Here is a 19442-nt window from a genome sequence, read left to right as displayed (position 1 = left end):
GTATGGGTAAAGCTTGGTTGTAGTATTTGAGCGCTTCTTGCTTTTCTCCTAATGATGAGTAAACTAAGCCAATATTATTGAGGGTGGTGGCTTCCCCTCCCCTATCCCCTACTTCACGGTTTATGGGTAAAGCTTGGTTGAGGTATTTGAGCGCTTCTTGCTTTTCTCCTAATGAGTCGTAGACTAAGCCAATACTGTTGAGGGTGGTGGCTTCTCCTCCCTTGTCCCCCACTGCACGGCGTATGGGTAAGGCTTGCTTGAAGTATTTGAGCGCTTTTTGCTTTTCTCCTAATGAAGAGTAGACTAAGCCAATATTGTTGAGGGTGGTGGCTTCCACTCTTCTGTCCCCCACTGCACGGAGTATGGGTAAAGCTTGGTTGTAGTATTTGAGCGCTTCTTGACTTTCTCCTAATGAAGAGTAGACTAAGCCAATATTATTGAGGGTTCTAGCTTCTCCTCCCCTGTCCCCCACTGCACGGGTTATGGGTAAAGCTTGGTTGTAGTATTTGAGCGCTTCTTGCTTTTTTCCTAATGAGTCGTAGACTAAGCCAATATTGGTGAGGGTGGTGGCTTCCCCTCCCTTGTCCCCTACTGCACGGCGTATGGGTAAAGCTTGATTGTAGTATTTGAGCGCTTCTTGCTTTTCTCCTAATAAGTCGTAGACACCGCCAATATTGTTGAGGGTGACCGCTTCTCCTCCCTTGTCCCCCAGTGCACGGAGTATGGGTAAAGCTTGGTTATAGTATTTGAGCGCTTGTTGCTTTTCTCCTAATAAGTCGTAGATTCTGCCAATACCAAGAAGGGTGAGTGCTTGTCCATATTTATCATCAACTTGTTGCCAAAGCTTCAGCGCTTCCTGCCATTTCCCAATGGCCTGTCGCAGTGATTCTGCTGTCCCTTGCTGATAAAGTTCCTGCCCTTCTTGAAGAATCCGTACCGCAGCAGCGCGAGTTACATCTTGTGACGTTGTTCCTGGCTGTTGTGCTATCTGCAACGGTGTACCTCTCGGTGTTGCCCCCACTGCATCAGATAGCAAAACCATACTCAACAACAAACTTAAACTGTTACGGGTAAATTTTGTTAGAAAGCGCCAAAAAACCCACTGAGACTTTGCACTCCCCATCATTGTTTAGCCTCAATCTGTGATTATTAACAACCCTATTCCTGCCGAACCCAGTCCCCAATAATAAATTATTATTTAATTGTCATCAGGGATATTGCTGAAACTTTGCTGAAACTTTAAATTGATTTTATGGGTGCGGTCAAAGTTTACGGTTCTGGTTTCTGTTTTTGCAACGAACTCCCTCGATAAACCCTGATTTTCTCGTTCTCACGCTTCCTAGCAGGAAATAAGGCAATACGGCTCGGTTAAGGTTTTTTGATGGAAATACTAGATCGCTAAAGATGCGATAAATCACTGTCAATACGAAAGACTATTGTCTTGACGGCGATTCATCGCGTCTCTTGCCTTAACCGAAGAGTATTGGGAGATAAGGAAGGAGAAAAAGGTCTACCTATAATTGCCTAAGTACAAGCGATTCTTTATTTACACCCCAGCCAAATGCCACAAATAAAAGGATAAAATTGAATCAGACTCAAATATAAAAATTATGAAAACAGCTATTATTGCCAAAGTAACGGCTGATGGAAAGCTAGAAAATCCTCCAGAAGTATTAGCACAGTTTCAGCCCTCTACTGAGTATGAAGTCTCGGTTACAGAAGATCAGATAGTTTTCAAAAAAACTTATCAACGATTAACACTAAAAGAATTAAGGTAGAGAGCGTTAGATGCTGGTTCAGATCCAAATCAACCAACGCTTGAAGAAATTAATTAGTCAAATAGTCAAAGAAGTTAGACAAGAACTTTGGGCTAATTTAGGTATTCATTAATAATGCAATAAAGGAGTAAACTTATGCAGACAGATCCAATTATCAGAGTCACTGATGAAAAGCAAATAAATCTCCCAGTAGAAATTGAATCTCAACTGATACCTGGTGATGAATACAGAGTAATTCTAAAGGAAAATTGTATTCTTTTAGAAAAAATTACTCAGCAAAATGTAGATTTAGATGATTTTTTACAAAGTCTTGAACAATTAGAACCCGATCCTAATCAACCAACTCTGGAAGAAATTAGTGAACTTGTCAAGGATGTCAGACAGGAGTTATGGTCTAATCCATGAGAGTTATCCTTGATGTAAATGTTTGGATTTCAGCTTTGTTGTGGGGAGGTGTTCCTGGTAAAACCTTGCGTTTAGCAAGAAATCAACAAATTAATATATTTGCTTCTGAATTTTTATTATTAGAACTAGAAACAACTTTAAAACGTGATAAATTTCAACTACGACTACAACAAAGAGGTTATACGGTTGAGGATTTGATTTCTGTAGTCAAGGGTTTATCAAATATTGTCCAACAATCTCTGTAGATGCTCCTCAATTACGCGACCCAAAAGATAATTTAGTTTTGGCTGCGGCTGTTGCGGCAAATGCTGAAGCAATTGTTACTGGAGATTTAGATTTATTGGTGTTGATAGAATTCAACGGAATTCCAATTTTAACTCCGCAAGATTTTTTAAGTCGTTATTTCTTAGATTAAGTTTTAGCATTAGCCTAGAAGTACAGTTCTCAAAGAAGCGACACACCTGTTGATGATACCGATCTCTGGCGCTGTAGTACGCAAACAAAAACCCGCTATCTGCGAGTATAAGCGGATAATAGGTCATGAATGCCGCTTGTTGAGATATTGAGCGATCGCTTTTTTACGGTTTGAGCGTTCCGATAAATCCGTTGGTGCATCTTGTAGCAGATGTTCAGGGTGTCCACCCCGCCTCTCTACCAAAGTTTTACCCGCTTGTAAGGTTAGCCAGCGTTCAGCAATCATCCTATTTCTCCGTGTCCTCTGCCCTTCTGTGGTAGCCTGCGACAAGCCGCTTTGCGTCTACGTTATTCCCTAACTCTTGCGTAAGTCCTAAAAGAATCTCACGCCCAAACACCAAAACACAACTCTGCGTCTTTGCGCCTCTGCGTGAGATTTCCCACTAAATTAGTATTCAATATACCTAGCCTACTTTAACCATCGCGCCGCATCTTTGGCATGATAAGTCAAAATCAAATCTGCACCAGCGCGTTTAAACCCAGTTAAAGTTTCCATAACCACCCGCTCTTCATCAATCCAACCATTGAGAGCCGCAGCTTTCACCATCGCATACTCACCAGAAACATTGTAAGCCGCAACTGGTAAGTTACTCGCTTCCTTCACCCGCCAGATAATATCCATATATGCCAAGGCTGGCTTAACCATGAGCATATCAGCACCTTCAGCGATATCTAATTCAATCTCTTTAATCGCTTCGCGGGCGTTACCTGGGTCCATTTGGTAAGTTCTTCTGTCCCCAAATTGTGGTGTCGAGTCTGCTGCATCCCGGAATGGGCCATAATAACCCGAAGCATATTTAGCAGCATAAGATAAAATCGGCGTATCTTGAAATCCTGCTTCATCCAAACCCTGACGAATTGCTTGCACAAACCCATCCATCATCCCCGAAGGCGCGATGATATCAGCACCAGCTTTCGCTTGAGAAACTGCCGTTTTCTTCAACAATTCCAGAGTTGGATCGTTTAAAACTCGTCCTGTTAAATCACCAGTTTGTAAATAACCACAATGACCGTGACTGGTATACTCACACAAACAAGTATCAGCAATTACAACCAAATCTGGCACTGCTGCTTTTACCGCCGTCGCCGCTTTCTGGACGATACCGCAATCATGCCAAGCGCCAGTGGCATCCACATCTTTATCGGCTGGAATACCAAATAAAATAATAGAAGGAATTCCTAAGTCGTAAACTTCTTTTGCTTCTTCAACAATTTTATCTACCGAAAGTTGGTAGACTCCGGGCATCGATTTCACCTCATTAGCGATTCCCTCACCTGGTACAGCAAATAGTGGGTAGATTAAATCGCTTGTTGTTAAAACAGTTTCACGAACCATCCGGCGCAGTTGGGGATGTGTACGCAGACGACGGGGGCGATGTGTAGGAAACATAAAATTTTATCAAGAAAAACAACGCAGATAGACACAAAACAAAGCGTCACAAAAGCAGGCTAAAATTTTCCTGCCGTCAGACAGACTACAAACAGTGCTTAACTGTCCTTTGCCCTACTCTTAATCAAGTTGTGGGGCAATTTTGTATTCTACAGCTTGGTTGCACCTATCCGACGGACTGGAAAAAAAACAACATTATGAAGAAATTCAAAAATTTAAACGCAAAGTGGCGCAAAGGTAAACGCAGAGGCACGCAGAGAATTTGCTACTAAGTTTAATGAAATGTTGTGCTTGGTAGTAAATAACTGACAATTACCAATGCTCTATGCCTAATTCCATAAATTTGTGTTAAAAAACTCGAAAAATATAGGGATAACGGAAGGGTATATCAGGATTGCTGAAAACTCCAATGAGCGCCCAAATTGTTAATCCCCAGTGTAGTAGATATCCCAGACCGGCTAGTGGCCCCAGCAATAATAGAGGTAATACTAACCAACCGAATAGAAAAAACAGCGCTCCCAGAATTGCACCATAAAACCAGACATTAAAGTGGAAATTGATGGATTCTTTGGCGTTTTCTTTAACAACAGGATCGTCAGATACGAGCAGTATGGCGATAGGTATGCCTACAGATATCAATGTTGTGCTGAAAAAAATAGCTCCATGAGACAAGGCAGATAGAAGCTTTCGCTTGTCTGTGTCGTACATTGCTTTCTCCTATTTACTCAGATTGTTGGTTATACTACGACCCTATCATGAGCATCGTTGTCTTAAGATTAAAAGACTTACCAGAGTCAAAAAAAATTAAGCTAACTAACAAACAAATACATTTATGTCTACTGAACTTCAGTCTGAACTTATTCAAGCAGTTGAACTTCGCCGCAACTTTGCGATTATATCTCACCCCGATGCTGGTAAAACTACACTAACTGAAAAGCTACTCCTGTACGGGGGTGCAATTCACGAAGCTGGGGCGGTTAAGGCGCGACGGGCACAGCGCAAAGCTACTTCTGACTGGATGGCGATGGAGCAACAACGGGGTATTTCTATTACTTCCACAGTGTTGCAATTTGAATACCGGAATTGTCAAATCAATTTATTAGACACTCCCGGACACCAAGATTTCAGTGAAGATACTTATCGTACCCTTGCAGCCGCCGATAATGCAGTGATGCTGATTGATGCAGCAAAAGGTTTGGAACCGCAAACCCGCAAATTGTTTGAAGTATGCAAGTTGCGCGGTATCCCAATTTTTACATTTATCAACAAGCTCGATCGCCCAGGAAGGGAACCTCTGGAACTGTTGGATGAAATTGAGCAAGAATTGGGATTGCAAACCTATGCGGTAAATTGGCCGATTGGGATGGGCGATCGCTTTAAAGGTGTTTTTGACCGACACAAACAACAAATTCACCTGTTTGAACGCAGCGCCCACGGCAGCCGAGAAGCCCGCGATACAATAGTGGAATTAGGCGATCCGAGAATAGAAGAACAGCTGGAACAAAGCCTGTACCACCAACTGAAAAACGATCTAGAACTCTTAGATGGAGTTGGCCCAGAGCTAGATTTACAGTTGATACACGAAGGCAAAATGACGCCTGTGTTCTTTGGTAGCGCCATGACTAACTTCGGGGTCGAGTTATTCCTCAAGTATTTCCTCGACTATGCCCTCAAACCTGGTTCTCATGTCAGCAGTGTTGGCGAAGTTCCCCCTACATACCCGGAGTTTTCGGGGTTTGTCTTTAAACTGCAAGCGAATATGGACCCGAAACACCGCGATCGCGTCGCATTTATCCGGGTTTGCACTGGTAAGTTTGAAAAAGATATGATGGTGAATCACGCTCGCATTGGTAAACTCATCCGTCTATCTCGCCCGCAAAAACTCTTTGCTCAAGAGCGAGAATCGATTGATGTGGCTTATCCTGGCGATGTGATCGGTTTGAATAATCCCGGTGTTTTTGCGATCGGGGATACAATTTACACGGGACAAAAGCTCGAATATGAGGGGATTCCGTATTTCTCGCCGGAACTGTTTGCATCTTTGAGGAATCCCAACCCCTCGAAGTCTAAACAATTCCAAAAAGGCGTTGCGGAATTGCGAGAAGAAGGTGCTGTGCAAATTATGTATTCAACTGATGAAGCCAAGCGCGATCCAATTTTGGCGGCGGTGGGTCAGTTGCAATTCGAGGTAGTACAGTTTCGCTTACAAAACGAGTATGGTGTAGAAACCATATTAGATTTATTGCCCTACAGTGTCGCCCGTTGGGTTGAGGGTGGTTGGGAAGCATTAGAAAAGGTGGGACGAATATTCAATACCACTACAGTTAAAGACAGTATGGGACGCCCAGTGTTGTTATTCCGCAATGAGTGGAATTGTCAACAGTTACTGGGCGACCATCCAGAGTTAAAATTAAGCGCGATCGCTCCAGTATTTTCTAGTCAACAACCAGTGGAGGAATAGAAGAAGAATACAGAATCCAGAATTCTGAATTCAGAATTAGTCCTACAAAAGAGCTAACTGAATTCTGACTCCTGACTTCTGAATTCAATCTTTATCATTCACTTGACAAACAAAACTTGAGCGCGGTTGATTTCCACGGCATCCGAGGTTCGCGCTTTTGCACAAACGTGGATCATTTAGAAGAGATTGGAGTGCCAGAATTTGTATGCCTTCACATGCCAAACCGTCTTTGGAGGCTGGTTTAGTTGCCCTCAAGCAGGGAAATTACCAAACAGCGATCGCCCAACTAGAACCTATTGCTAGCAGCCAAAATAATGGGACTGCTAGCTTACAAGCTCAGGTTGGTTTAGTGATGGCTTATGCTCGCACTGGCGAAGTTCCCAAAGCGATCGCTATTTCCCAGAATCTCATTGAGAGTAACAATCCGCAAGTTCAAGAGTGGGCAACACGCGCTCTCGAACACCTGACAAAACGTAAAAAAACCGAGCAAGAATCAAAAAAAGTCGAAACTGGATTTGTTCCCTTTGAGAATTCAACGCCAGATTCAACACCAGATTCAACTCCAGTTACTCCCCCGGAAACTCTTACATCAGAGGAAAAACCGAACGAGCAAGTAATAGCAACCAAAAGCGACGACATCCCGCCAATGGTTCCACTAGCTAGACTCAAAGCGACATTAGCGACACCGCCACCACCGCCACCATCGCCTACATCCCTAAGCGGCTTCATGGGTTCTGTTACTCGCACCCAAGCCAAATTATTCGGTGTTATTTATTGGCGACAAGCACAACGCGCCAGAGCATGGCAACCACTACGTAAACCAAAATTAATTCCCTTGCGGCTACTGTCAGCCGGAACATTTATCGCTCTGTTTTGGGTAATACGAGAAATCCTCAAGTTAGCACTGGGATTAATCAACCAGACTTTAGTCAAACTACCTTATCTGGAGCCGATACAGCTTTTATACCAAGATCCTACTCAACTGTTGCTGATCGCATTGGTGATTTTAATCGGAGTATCACCTTGGTTGCTGGATCTGCTACTGGCGAACTTGTATGGTCAGCGAGAATTTTCTAAAGATGTATTGAATACCCATAGCCGCGAAGCCGTTCGGGTGCTACAACGTTGTTCCCAACAGCGGCACTGGCCGTTACCCAAACTGCGGATTTTACCAACGGCTGCACCAATTATTCTGACTTATGGTAGTTTACCACGTAATGCCAGGATTGTTGTAAGTCAAGGGCTATTAGAGCAGCTGGCAGATGATGAAATCGCCATTATTTACGCCACGCAGCTAGGGCATATTGCTCACTGGGATTTTGCTGTAATGTCTTTGTTGCTGCTGGTGACACTACCAGTTCATCAGCTATATCAGCAAATGTCGGAGTTGGGAGACAAAATATCAGCAAAAATTTGGCGCTGGCCAGTAACAATTCTGGCGAGTCTAGTTTATGGAATTTGGTGTTTGCTGACTGGAACTGCATTGTGGTTGTCACGGTTGCGGCTTTATTATAGCGATCGCGTCGCCGCTGAAATTACTGGTAATCCCAATGCCCTGATTCGTGCCTTACTCAAAATCGCCATTGGCATTGCCGCTGATATCCAAAAACAAGAACACACCAGTTGGCAACTGGAAAGCTTAAATCTTTTAACACCAGTCAGCTACCAACAGAGTTTATCTTTGGGCACTATTGCCAGTAATCTATCTTTTGAATCCTTTTTAAAATGGGATACTGCCAATCCCTATCGCCGATGGTTTACGATTAATAATAGCCATCCTTTAATGGGCGATCGCATCGAACGCCTCTGCCAAATAGCCCGTCACTGGCATCTAGACACCGAACTACATTTTGCAAGCGAACCATCAAAGGTTAAGCGTCAGTCTTTTCTATTACAAGTCGCTCCCTGGTTGGGAATTCCTCTAGGGGTTGTGTTTGCAGCTTTAGTTTGGCTAACCTGGCAACTAGCATTCACACTTAAGTTTTTAAATCTAAAGTGGATATATGAAGATTGGTCTTTCATTACAGGCTGCCTTCTGATTGGCTTTAGCATCGGTACTGTGATGCGGATTAATTCTTTCTTCCCCGATATTAAACCTGCCACCGTACAAACTGACGACAGCTTACCCAACCTGTTAGCTGACCCTTCTGCCTTACCTATTGATAGCGTCAGCGTGCGTCTTGTGGGCAAATTATTAGGTCGTCAAGGTACTAGTAACACCCTAGCGCAAGATTTAATCTTGCAATCCAGCGCGGGTTTGGTGAAATTACACCATATTTCTTGGCTAGGACAGTCAGTCAATCACCAGGATCTAATTGGTCGGCAAATTATCGTCACAGGTTGGTTCCGGCGAGGAGCAACACCTTGGATCGATATCCAAACCCTAGAAACTCAAAGTGGTAAAACCATTCATAGCCCTCATCCCATTTGGTCTACTTTTTTAGCTATTGCAGCACAGGCTTGGGGCGCATACGTCTTTCTCACTGGTTAGTCATTGGGCATTGACAAGGGACAAAGGAAAAATCGGAATGTAAACAAAAGTTGCAGGTTTTCTTAACAAGTGTTACATTTATTTACACAAACAAGAGCAACCGACATAACTCAGCATAAACGCTTAGTTGTGGATTTAGGTGCTTTTTCCCCGCTCTATACCTTTTTATCCTCCCAACACAGCAGCAAATTAACCAGCCAGTGGCTGGTTTTTGTTTCAAAATATGCTCACTTGAATAAAAAAATGTGTTTTATGTTACGATGCACTAATACTAATGCCGAAAAAATATGCGCTAAACTAGCTACGTAGAAAATACCGTGGTAATGTAAGGAATGGTATTTGATTCTGCGAAAAAGGGCATAGAAGAAAGCGTGTACTTTAGCAGGCAATAGGCTATTAAATTTACAATTCTTAGAATTAAGGTGTTATTAGCTCACCATAGTGTGAGCCTTTGGATTAAACAAGCTTGATCCCGACGAAAAACTGTATTGTTGTATAGGTTGACAGTTTCGAGCAAAAAAATTGGTTTATGGCAGTCTTGGTCAATAGCATCTATTTAAAAGCCAAAGCTAAATGATTGTTTTCTTGCCTTGCCATGTTCATTCAACTCTGGAGGTATAGTTCATGTCCGTTCGCCTATATATAGGTAATTTGCCTAAAGATGAAATAGATCGTCAAGATCTGCAAGCCGTTTTTGCAGCAGAAGGTGATGCTGTAACTACTAAATTAATTAAAGACCGCAAAACTGGCAAATGCCGTGGTTTCGGTTTTCTTACAGTCAACAATGACGAACAAGCTGACGAAATTATTGAAAAGTATAATGGTCAGATGTTCAAAGACACTCCCATTAAGCTAGAGAAGGCATTACCTCGGACAAAGGGTGAAGAGGGCGACGAGCAAGCTCCTAAACCAGTTACTCTTGCTAGTACTAGTAATAGTACCCCGACTCCTAGCCCGAACAGAGAAGGTAGCCGTCGTGAGAAAAGCTCTAAGAAGCCTCGTCGTGGCGGCGGTGGCGGAGGTTCTCGCGAAAGCAGCACTACAACCACCGATTCGGACGCTATTCGTCCAGATCCTCGTTGGGCTTCGGAATTAGAAAAGCTGAAGCAGATGCTAGCTGCACAAACTACAAATTAATCCTCAAGGGAGAGAAGTTAAAAATTAAAAATCAGAATTTTTTTTGATTTTTAATTTTTAATTGTTGATAATTATCTAGCTGCTTTGTTTAATGAACTTGCAGCTAATTTTGTAGGTACGTAGGTGCAGCCCGCCGTAGGTATCGCATCGCCACGAGTCACACCAAGTCGTACCTGAGAGTTAGCAGTTAGGAGAGTGCAAACCGCCCAAGCTCAATAAAATTTATCTGGATTTTAATCAAATCAAACGAGACATAAGTTTTACGAATTCATTATACTTACGTAATGAAAAAGTATATATTAATGCAACTATAGTTTCTGTAGACTTATTGTTAAAGCTTGCTGATAAAAAATAAAATTAAGTTTTTGTGATTGGGGTCAAATAAGTAGTGATACCGTGTTAGAGGGCGATCGCACTCGCTACCCCTACCACAATCCCCTACAAATTTATGCTCAAAGATGTATTGACAAAATTCACTTATTTTTAACTTGTGACAAATGCGAGGGGTGTGGGGATATGTTTCTATTGAGTGCATAAATCAGAAAATGCATCGTACTAAACAATATGGGATGAATAAATATATCCCTAGCATTGGATATTGCATTTAATTGGAGTATTACGTATGAATTCTCAACACTCGCAATTTAGTTCAGACAATAAAACAGATTTAGAAGCTCTAGGTTTAATCAAAAAGTTAGATAACGAGACCTCTCAAGTTATTAGCGGTGGGGACTTAGCCCGTGCACTCCTAGCTAACCCAAACCCAATACTCGCCAATCCCAATCCCAATCCAAACGGATCGAAAAACTCACTTGACATATACAATGGGACTTCTTCTCCGCTCTATTTTGATTTAAGCTTTGGTAATACAATTTCGCAAGACCTTCAACTAAAACCCGGTAATTCAATAGTCTTTTCAGACCAAGCAACAATAGCTGATTTTAGGTTTGATGGAGATTTGAACACAGCTGGTATTCAACTAAATAAAACTACCGTCAACGCTCCTGGAAATTATGCTTTTGTCTTAGGTTCCAATGGGATACTAAGTCTCATCTAATGCAACGCTTCTTAGTTGCAAATATTTTTTAAAATACTAGTCTGCCATGATTTGTTCTATAAAAAAATCATGGCAGATAGCGTGAAAACAAGAAATTGCAGCAGTGCTTATAATAGCTTAATTGGTACATTGAGAATTACCAAAAATATTGATTGATATAATGTTTATCCAGTAAGGGTTACAGCCTTAGCGTAACTTTCTGTTCGATTGCTCATTACGCTCTGATTACACACATAAAAAAACCTGATCTTTATCAATGCGATCGCAGTAATTATCTGGATTTGATAAATTAGAGTCAGTCATGGCAAGCTTGATAATGCCAAGAGAGCCGGAGGCGCGTAGGCGCAGCCGGCCGTAGGCATCGCTCTAAAGATAATCTACACTCAAGGAGATACCGATCGTTTTCAGCTTCTGTTATGTCCTCAACTCTAGATTCTTTGCCACCTGCGCTCGCTAAAATTGTCCAGCGCTTTCAACGCGCTTCCGAACCGAAGCGACGCTACGAACAGCTAATATGGTATGCTCAGAAGCTCAATGAGTTCCCAGACGCTGATAAATTACCTGAAAATAAAGTTCCTGGTTGCGTGTCTCAAGTTTTTATCACAGCAGCCTTGGATGACGGTAAGGTTGTATTTCAGGGCGATTCCGATTCTCAGTTAACCAAAGGATTAGTCGGGCTTTTGGTTGAAGGATTGCATGGACTAACGCCAACTGAGATTGTCCAACTTACTCCAGATTTTATTCAAGAAACAGGTTTAAATGTTAGCCTGACACCTTCCCGTGCGAATGGGTTTTACAACATTTTTAAAACCATGCAAAAAAAAGCATTGGAATGTAAGTTAGATTTGCCTAGCTAAAGTTGGTTATTGGTCATTTGCAAAGGACAGAGGACAAATGGCAAATTAAGGTACAACTACCAAAATTTAGTGTCATGTCAACTAATTTATTATCTACCTCTGGTGTTATTGGCTTTGGTGGAGTAGTTCAAGAATATCTCTGGAATTTTGAAAATCAGCAATTGCGCGTTGTTTATGAAACCCTCGGTAAAGGTTCACCGCTATTGCTACTACCATCTTTCAGCAGTGTTTCGACGCGTTTGGAAGTCGGCGAACTTGCCAAATTACTAGCTCCCAATTTTCAAGTTGTAGCCGTAGACTGGCCTGGATTTGGTGAATCTTCTCGCCCTAGCTTGAATTACCGACCGGAAATATATCAGCACTTTCTGGAAGATTTTGTCAAAGCTGTTTTTAATACTCCGATTACTGTAGTAGCGGCTGGTCATGCTGCTAGTTACGTTTTACAATTAGCCCTCAAGCAGGCTGCTTTCTCAAAAATTGTATTGTTAGGCCCTACTTGGCGTGGGCCTTTGCCGACAATGGGAGCAAGTCAGCAAATAGCTGGCTTTGTGAGAGAATTGGTGCGATCGCCTATACTTGGTCAAGCTCTCTACAAACTCAATACTACCCCATCTTTCTTAAGTTTTATGTACCGCCGTCATGTCTTTACTGACGCGGCTAAAATTACACCTAGTTTCATTGAGAAAAAGTGGCAAACGACTCAACAACCAGGAGCGCGATTTGCATCTGCTGCCTTTGTAACTGGTAATCTTGATGCTGTACGCGAACAATCTGATTTTTTAGAACTTGTACAGTCTCTAACCGTACCGCTCATGGTAGTAATTGGAGAATCTAGCCCTCCCAAATCACGAGAAGAAATGAACGCTTTGGTAGCCTTACCAGGAGTGAGAAGTGTTGTTATCCCTGGTTCTCTTGGATTGCATGAAGAATACCCAGCAGTTGTTTTAGAAGCAGTTCAAGATTTTTTGTTCTCCTCAGAAAATTAAATCCTCACGCCAAAATGCAAAGAATTATTTTGCACATTGGTGCGATATTAAGATTATAGGACTAGCCCTTTCAAGACCTTTAAACCACAGAGGCACGGAGGACACAGAGAGAAAATAAAGAGAAAGAAATGCGGTCACTCAGACTTTTTCTCTCTGCGCTCTCTGCGCCTCTGCGGTTCGTTCAAAAAAGAACTTTGACAAAGAGTGCTAACTTTAACCCAACACCGCAGGGTGGGTCGGCTTGTATGCAATACTCCTGTCAGGTTACGCCAACTTGTGAATATTTATTACTTATTACAGATATATAAAAATAAAATATTTATTGATTAAATTATGTAATGATTTTGCTGAAAGCCAAAATAACAGCAAGTTAGCACAAAAATATAAAAAGATTTATCATAGGCGAAAATGATTATCCATAAGGTGAGATAAGAGGAATTTAGAGTATGGTGGCTGACGTAATTAACAATTCAGTTCCCGTTACTGTTCTAACAGGCTATTTGGGAGCAGGTAAAACGACTCTACTCAATCACATCCTCACCTACGAACACGGCAAAAAAGTTGCTGTGATTGTCAATGAATTTGGGGAAGTGGGTATTGATAATCAATTGATTATCGATGCAGATGAAGAAATATTTGAAATGAATAATGGCTGTATCTGTTGTACAGTGCGCGGCGATTTAATTCGCATCATTGGCAATTTGATGAAGCGACGCGATAAATTTGATCATTTAGTAATTGAAACGACTGGATTAGCCGATCCAGCACCAGTGATTCAGACATTTTTTGTTGATGAAGATTTGCAAAGCCAACTGTCTCTAGATGCAGTCGTGACAGTCGTAGATGCCAAGCACATTTGGCAGCACTGGGATGCAGACGAAGCACAAGAACAGATTGCTTTTGCAGATGTAATTTTACTTAATAAAACAGATTTAGTAGCGCCAGAAGAGTTGAATGAATTAGAAAAACGGATTCGGGCGATGAATGCGATCGCAAAAATTTACCGCACCCAAAATTCTGAACTAGGAATGGATGCTTTGTTGGGTGTAAAAGCTTTTGATTTAGACCGCGCATTAGAAATCGATCCAGATTTCTTAGGCGAAGATGCCCACGTACACGATGAAACTGTTTATTCTGTGGCTTTAGTAGAAGCAGGTGCAGTTGATGGAGAAAAATTAAACACTTGGCTTTCGGAGTTACTGCGTACCCAAGGGCCAGATATTTTTCGGATGAAAGGCATTTTAAATATTGCTGGAGAAGATAATCGATTTGTATTCCAAGGAGTACACATGATATTCGATGGCAAACCCGATCGGCCCTGGAAACCAAGCGAAACCCCGAAAAACGAATTAGTATTCATCGGTCGCAACCTTGATGCAGCCAAACTCAAGCAAGATTTTCTCGCTTGTCTAGCGTAAATAAAAAGTTAGGAGTTAGGAGTTATGAGTGATGAGTTAAAAATTCCTAACTTCTAGCTCCTTACTCTTGTAAAAAATATGAACACCACAACCAGCAAATCTAAGGAATTTGAACAACACTATTCCGGGACACTTTCAGATTATGTAACTGCGATCGCTTGGTCGCCACAAGGTCAAACTTTAGCAGCAACTTCTGCCGCTGGGGAAGTAGTTGTGTGGAATGATGGTGAACTCACAAGCTTACAAACTGGTAATGGTAAATCAGTAGACTGTCTCGCCTTTTCACCAGATGGCAAATTTTTAGCTGTTGGTGGACAAGATGGACAGGTGAAAATTTGGCGCAACACTGAATTAATCGCCACGTTGTCAAATGCCCCCGCATGGGTTGACAAGCTAGCTTGGAATTACACCAGTAACCAATTGGCTTTTAGTTTGGGGCGTTATGCCCAAGTCTGGGATGCAGATACTCGTGAAATTGTCGTGACGCTGAATTTCGACAACTCTTCAGTATTGGGTATAGATTGGCGCATTGATGGACAATACTTAGCCATTAGTGGTTATAAGGGAGTCAAAATTTGGCACAGTCAAAACTGGGATGAAGAACCATACAGCTTAGATATGACTACTGTCAGTTTAGCGATGGCTTGGTCGCCCGATGGCAAATTCCTGGCTTCTGGCAACATGGATCGCAGTGTCAGCGTTTTGGAATGGAACAACCCCGACCCTTGGGTGATGCGTGGCTTCCCTGGTAAAATTCGTCAATTGGCATGGTCAGAAGCTATGACCAAAGTAGGTGCGCCAATATTGGCATCTTCTAGCGTTGAAGGTATTGTAGTCTGGGAGAAGTTAGAGGATGATACTTTAGGTTGGGAAGCGCGAGTATTAACAAATCATGTGGGCGTGATTAATGCGATCGCCTTTGCACCCAAAAGCTTCCTGCTAGCTTCTGCTGCTGCTGACGGCTGGTTATGTTTGTGGAACAAAGCTAAGGAAGTATCCCAAATTATCACAGGTGTCTCAGCAGGATTTTCCACCCTAGCTTGGCATCACCAAGGCAAGTTACTGGCCGCAGGCGGCGAACAGGGCGAATTACTTGTATGGTCAAAGGTTTTGCGGGGTCAAGGATTCGGGCGTAGTTAAGCAATACTTGGTAATTAAAATTGAAGCTGGGCAATTTATTAGCTATGCTGTATCAGCAAAGCTATCTTTGTGTGAATTATGAAAATTGTCAAACTGATTTTACTTGCCTGTCCCGCATTTCTAGTATCCATGCTGCTGGTAGTCAATCCAGCAAACGCATCTAGCCTGAAATCTACATATGCTACCCAAATTATGACGGTAGTATCGATACAAAAAATTCCCGATCTGGCAACACCAAATTTGATTCAAACATCTCATCCGATAATTGATCGAGTTGGTTGCAATTGTGCAAACTGTGTTCAGTCTAAATTTCAGTCGCTACAAGGCAAGCTGCCATCAGTCGGTTTTTAATAAAGTTAGGAGTTATGAATATTCTTGGGGCACAGCAATGCTGTGCCCTTATTAATTTTATCAGCTTTTTGTACGTAACTATTGCACTGGTTGCAGCATAATTATTGATGATATTCGCTAAAAGTCACGCCTGAAAAACGAAGTAGGAAAGTTGTTAAGTAAATCCCTGGATACTGAGAAAGCTGCTGGTAAAGTAGTAAGGTTGGTGCAATCGCCATCTGCATACAAGCTGTTAAGCTCTTGTTAAAAGAGCTAGTCCGGGGATTAGAAAACTTGCTAGAGTGAACAGAGTTAGCCTTAATGTCTAATCGCCAAAACCTATACATCTCATGGATTTTGCTAATATTGCATCCCAGCTAAACGCTGGAACGATTTTACCAGAGGGGATTGTTATTCTCACCCTCTTGGGGGTTTTGATTGTTGATTTGATTTTGGGGCGTACATCGGCACGCTGGATTGGATATCTAGCGATCGCAGGTTTATTTGCTTCGATTGTCGCCCTATACTTTCAATGGGACTCTCCTAATCCCATCGGTTTTACCGGTAGCTTTAACAGTGACGACCTGAGTATTGTCTTTCGCGGTATTATTGCCTTGTCTGCGATCGCCACTATACTGATGTCAATTCGCTACGTTGAGCAGAGCGGCACCGCTTTAGCCGAATTCATCGCTATTTTGCTGAGTGCTACATTAGGAGGGATGTTTTTATCCGGGGCTAGTGAGTTGGTGATGATTTTCATCTCCCTAGAAACCCTGAGTATCTCCTCTTACTTGTTGACAGGTTATACCAAGCGTGACCCCCGCTCCAATGAAGCAGCGCTGAAATACTTGTTAATTGGAGCTTCCAGTACAGCAATATTTTTGTACGGTGTATCACTGCTGTATGGACTATCTGGAGGACAAACTGAACTTAGTGCGATCGCAAATGGCATTGCCACAGCGAAAGTGGGACAATCTTTAGGTTTAGTGATTGCCCTGGTTTTTGCGATCGCGGGTATTGGGTTCAAAATCTCCGCTGCACCCTTCCACCAGTGGACACCAGACGTTTACGAAGGCGCTCCCACCCCAGTCATCGCCTTTTTATCTGTCGGTTCCAAAGCAGCTGGATTTGCCCTAGCCATCCGCTTGCTGACAACAGCCTTCCCCCTTGTTGCTGACGAGTGGAGGTTTGTCTTCACAGCTCTAGCCGTTCTCAGCATGATTTTGGGTAACGTAGTCGCTCTAGCCCAAACCAGCATGAAACGGATGCTAGCTTATTCATCCATTGCCCAAGCTGGGTTTGTGATGATTGGCTTGATTGCTGGTACACAGGCGGGCTATGCCAGTATGATATTTTATCTACTGGTTTACCTGTTCATGAACCTGTGCGGCTTTACCTGCATTATCCTATTCTCACTACGCACGGGAACCGACCAGATTGCCGAATACTCTGGCTTATATCAAAAAGACCCACTTCTAACACTGGCGTTGAGTATCTCCCTGCTTTCCTTGGGTGGTATTCCACCATTGGCTGGGTTTTTCGGCAAGATTTACTTATTCTGGGCTGGTTGGCAAGCAGGACTTTATTGGTTAGTTTTGTTGGGCTTAGTTACCAGCGTCGTCTCTATCTACTACTACATTCGCGTAGTTAAGATGATGGTAGTCAAAGAACCCCATGAAATGTCCGACGCAGTGAAGAATTATCCACAAGTGCGTTGGGATTTACCTGGGCTAAGACCTTTACAGGTCGGCTTGGTGGTAACATTAATTGCCACTTCCATAGCAGGGATTTTGTCAAATCCACTGTTTACATTGGCTAACAATTCCATCTCCCATACTCCATTTTTGCAAGCAACAATCAACAGTAATGTAAAAGCACAAAATCTCCTGCTTTTACCAAAATCAAATTCGGTTAGTCAGTCTCAATCCTCAGTTGACTCTACTGCTAAGATTTAACTGAGTCTCAACTAAACTTTGTCTTCAAAGACACGCCTGTTTGCTAATTAGCAGACAGGCGTTGTCATATCTTTTAACTGAAATTTTATGAGGCTGATTGAATAGGTATCTTAATTACAAATTCTGCACCTTTTCCTGGAACAGAAAAACAATTAAGTTGCCCGTTATGTTTTTCAACTATAATTTGATAGCTTATATATAGCCCTAATCCAGTACCTTTGCCCACAGTTTTAGTGGTAAAAAACGGATCGAATAGCTTTGAGCGAACTTGTTCATTTATCCCCAAACCATTATCAGCAATATTAATGGCTATCCATTTTTCATCGAGTAGCTCAGTTTTAATTTGAATTTGGGGATTATTATTTATCAGTTTTTGACTTTCAGTTTTTGGTGTATTTACTTCTGAATACTGACTCTTGAGTGCCGATGCTTCCAGTGCATCAATCGCATTAGCCAGAATATTCATAAACACTTGATTGAGTTGACCAGGATAGCAAGTTACATTCGGTAGTTGAGTATATTTTTTGATGACTTTGATTTCTGGGTACTCATGCCTAGCTTGCAGGCGATGCTCCAAAATCATTAAAGTACTATCAATTCCTTCATGAATATTGACTTGCTTAAGTTCTGCTTCATCCAGCCTGGAAAAATTACGTAGTGATTTAACAATTTCCTGAATGCGTTCTGTTCCCACTTTCATGGACTGGAAGAGTTTAGTTATATCTTGAATCAAAAAATCTAAATCTATTTCTTCTACTTGCTGTTGGATTTCTGGAAGAGTATTTGGAAAAGCTTGTTGATAAACTTCCACCAATTTCAGTAAATCTTGAGTGTATTTATGAGCGTGGTGAAGGTTCCCATAAATAAAACTCACGGGGTTATTAATTTCATGAGCAATACCAGCGACCATCTGACCTAAACTAGACATTTTCTCAGCTTGGATAAGCTGAGTTTGGGTAAGCTGTAGTTCATTTAGTGTGTCTTGTAAAGCAGTTGTACGTTCCTCGACCCGAATTTCTAGCTCTTGATTCGCTTTCTTAAGCGCTTCCTCTGCTTGTTTTCGTCTCTGAACTTCTTTGGCTAACTCATCGATTTTTTCGTTCAAGAGAACGAAATTACTGCTGGTAAGAGTTCTATTTTCCAGGCGTAAGAGAATTAAAGCTGAAGATTCAGGAGACCAAGGTTGAATAACGGCTCCTTGGCTACGACATATTAAGGTTTGTCCATCATTCTTTCGTAAAGTCAAAGAGCCAATCACCATTGCCCTGCTACTTGAACAAGCTTGCAGATACTTTACAATATCGTTGGCAGACTCAGTTACAATTTCAAAAAGTATTTTTCCTTGCAGTTCCTGACGGCGTAACCCCAACATATCTGCTAGTGGTTGATTGGTAGCTAACAGCTGACCCTCTCCACTCACCAGAAGTAAAGGTTCTGGTAAAACTCTGGCAAATTCAAGAAATTGTTCAGGAGTCATGGGGCTTCAACTTTCACGGTTTGACTCTACTTTACATATCTGCACTAAACTTAATCCTGGAGTTATTTTGTTTGATGCTGAAGGAT

At 42.1% G+C, this 19442-nt stretch carries 19 protein-coding genes; 14 read left to right on the top strand and 5 right to left on the bottom strand.

Going from position 1 to position 19442, the window contains the following annotated elements; translation table 11 throughout:
- Nucleotides 1-1126, bottom strand: a 1126-nt coding sequence (locus tag ACM0OX_RS25440; RefSeq protein WP_414517672.1) for a tetratricopeptide repeat protein, incomplete at its 3' end; no start/stop codon positions are given.
- A 484-nt stretch (nucleotides 1127-1610) separates the two neighbouring features.
- Between ACM0OX_RS25440 and ACM0OX_RS25435 the strand changes: the two genes are divergently transcribed.
- The 4 genes from ACM0OX_RS25435 (at nucleotide 1611) to ACM0OX_RS25420 (ending at nucleotide 2598) form a co-directional block, all read left to right on the top strand.
- Nucleotides 1611-1778, top strand: a complete 168-nt coding sequence (locus ACM0OX_RS25435; RefSeq protein ID WP_334840361.1) for a hypothetical protein — start codon at nucleotides 1611-1613, stop codon at nucleotides 1776-1778.
- Nucleotides 1779-1913: 135 nt separating this feature from the next.
- The gene (locus tag ACM0OX_RS25430; RefSeq protein ID WP_414517671.1) at nucleotides 1914-2183 is read left to right on the top strand and encodes a hypothetical protein; all 270 of its coding nucleotides are present in this window, start codon (nucleotides 1914-1916) and stop codon (nucleotides 2181-2183) included.
- A complete protein-coding gene (locus ACM0OX_RS25425; RefSeq protein WP_414517670.1) occupies nucleotides 2180-2428 on the top strand; it encodes a putative toxin-antitoxin system toxin component, PIN family in 249 nt (82 codons plus the stop codon). The genes ACM0OX_RS25430 and ACM0OX_RS25425 overlap by 4 nt, the downstream gene beginning before the upstream one ends.
- 38 nt (nucleotides 2429-2466) lie before the next feature.
- On the top strand, nucleotides 2467-2598 hold the full coding sequence (locus tag ACM0OX_RS25420; RefSeq protein ID WP_414517669.1) for a hypothetical protein: 132 nt from the start codon (nucleotides 2467-2469) through the stop codon (nucleotides 2596-2598).
- Between the two features lie 123 nt (nucleotides 2599-2721).
- On the opposite strand, the gene ACM0OX_RS25415 is transcribed toward ACM0OX_RS25420, so the two are convergent.
- The 3 genes from ACM0OX_RS25415 to ACM0OX_RS25405 form a co-directional block, all read right to left on the bottom strand.
- Nucleotides 2722-2883, bottom strand: coding sequence for a hypothetical protein (locus ACM0OX_RS25415; protein WP_334872096.1), 162 nt, complete (start codon nucleotides 2881-2883; stop codon nucleotides 2722-2724).
- Between the two features lie 183 nt (nucleotides 2884-3066).
- On the bottom strand, nucleotides 3067-4047 hold the full coding sequence (gene hemB, locus ACM0OX_RS25410) for a porphobilinogen synthase (RefSeq protein WP_099100363.1): 981 nt from the start codon (nucleotides 4045-4047) through the stop codon (nucleotides 3067-3069).
- A gap of 348 nt (nucleotides 4048-4395) precedes the next feature.
- On the bottom strand, nucleotides 4396-4755 hold the full coding sequence (locus ACM0OX_RS25405; protein WP_099100362.1) for a DUF4870 domain-containing protein: 360 nt from the start codon (nucleotides 4753-4755) through the stop codon (nucleotides 4396-4398).
- Nucleotides 4756-4879: 124 nt separating this feature from the next.
- Here ACM0OX_RS25405 and prfC point away from each other — a divergent pair, with 124 nt between their 5' ends.
- From prfC to ACM0OX_RS25355, 10 genes are all read left to right on the top strand, one after another.
- A complete protein-coding gene (gene prfC / locus ACM0OX_RS25400; RefSeq protein ID WP_414517668.1) occupies nucleotides 4880-6508 on the top strand; it encodes a peptide chain release factor 3 in 1629 nt (542 codons plus the stop codon).
- Nucleotides 6509-6713: 205 nt separating this feature from the next.
- On the top strand, nucleotides 6714-8999 hold the full coding sequence (locus tag ACM0OX_RS25395; RefSeq protein ID WP_414517667.1) for a M48 family metalloprotease: 2286 nt from the start codon (nucleotides 6714-6716) through the stop codon (nucleotides 8997-8999).
- Nucleotides 9000-9623: 624 nt separating this feature from the next.
- Complete coding sequence (locus ACM0OX_RS25390; RefSeq protein ID WP_334840371.1) at nucleotides 9624-10136, top strand: RNA-binding protein; 513 nt, start codon at nucleotides 9624-9626, stop codon at nucleotides 10134-10136.
- Nucleotides 10137-10758: 622 nt separating this feature from the next.
- A complete protein-coding gene (locus ACM0OX_RS25385; protein WP_414517666.1) occupies nucleotides 10759-11193 on the top strand; it encodes a hypothetical protein in 435 nt (144 codons plus the stop codon).
- Nucleotides 11194-11609: 416 nt separating this feature from the next.
- Nucleotides 11610-12050 carry a SufE family protein gene (locus ACM0OX_RS25380; protein WP_414517665.1) on the top strand — a complete coding sequence of 147 codons (441 nt, stop codon included), beginning with the start codon at nucleotides 11610-11612 and terminating at the stop codon, nucleotides 12048-12050.
- 74 nt (nucleotides 12051-12124) lie between these two features.
- Complete coding sequence (locus ACM0OX_RS25375) at nucleotides 12125-13036, top strand: alpha/beta fold hydrolase (RefSeq protein ID WP_414517664.1); 912 nt, start codon at nucleotides 12125-12127, stop codon at nucleotides 13034-13036.
- Between the two features lie 446 nt (nucleotides 13037-13482).
- Entirely contained in the window at nucleotides 13483-14454 is a 972-nt protein-coding gene (locus ACM0OX_RS25370; protein WP_414517663.1) for a CobW family GTP-binding protein, read from the top strand.
- Between the two features lie 78 nt (nucleotides 14455-14532).
- Nucleotides 14533-15594, top strand: a complete 1062-nt coding sequence (locus ACM0OX_RS25365; RefSeq protein WP_414517662.1) for a WD40 repeat domain-containing protein — start codon at nucleotides 14533-14535, stop codon at nucleotides 15592-15594.
- Nucleotides 15595-15672: 78 nt separating this feature from the next.
- Complete coding sequence (locus ACM0OX_RS25360; protein ID WP_414517661.1) at nucleotides 15673-15945, top strand: hypothetical protein; 273 nt, start codon at nucleotides 15673-15675, stop codon at nucleotides 15943-15945.
- Between the two features lie 329 nt (nucleotides 15946-16274).
- On the top strand, nucleotides 16275-17879 hold the full coding sequence (locus ACM0OX_RS25355) for an NAD(P)H-quinone oxidoreductase subunit N (protein ID WP_414517660.1): 1605 nt from the start codon (nucleotides 16275-16277) through the stop codon (nucleotides 17877-17879).
- A gap of 85 nt (nucleotides 17880-17964) precedes the next feature.
- On the opposite strand, the gene ACM0OX_RS25350 is transcribed toward ACM0OX_RS25355, so the two are convergent.
- A complete protein-coding gene (locus tag ACM0OX_RS25350) occupies nucleotides 17965-19356 on the bottom strand; it encodes an ATP-binding protein (RefSeq protein ID WP_414517659.1) in 1392 nt (463 codons plus the stop codon).
- Between the last annotated feature and the right edge of the window lie 86 nt (nucleotides 19357-19442).

Source organism: Nostoc sp. PCC 9305 (genome assembly GCF_963920915.1).
In the GTDB taxonomy this organism is placed as follows: domain Bacteria; phylum Cyanobacteriota; class Cyanobacteriia; order Cyanobacteriales; family Nostocaceae; genus Nostoc.
The sequence above is the reverse complement of the archived record's forward strand: the minus strand, read 5'-3'. Positions and strand labels throughout refer to the sequence as shown.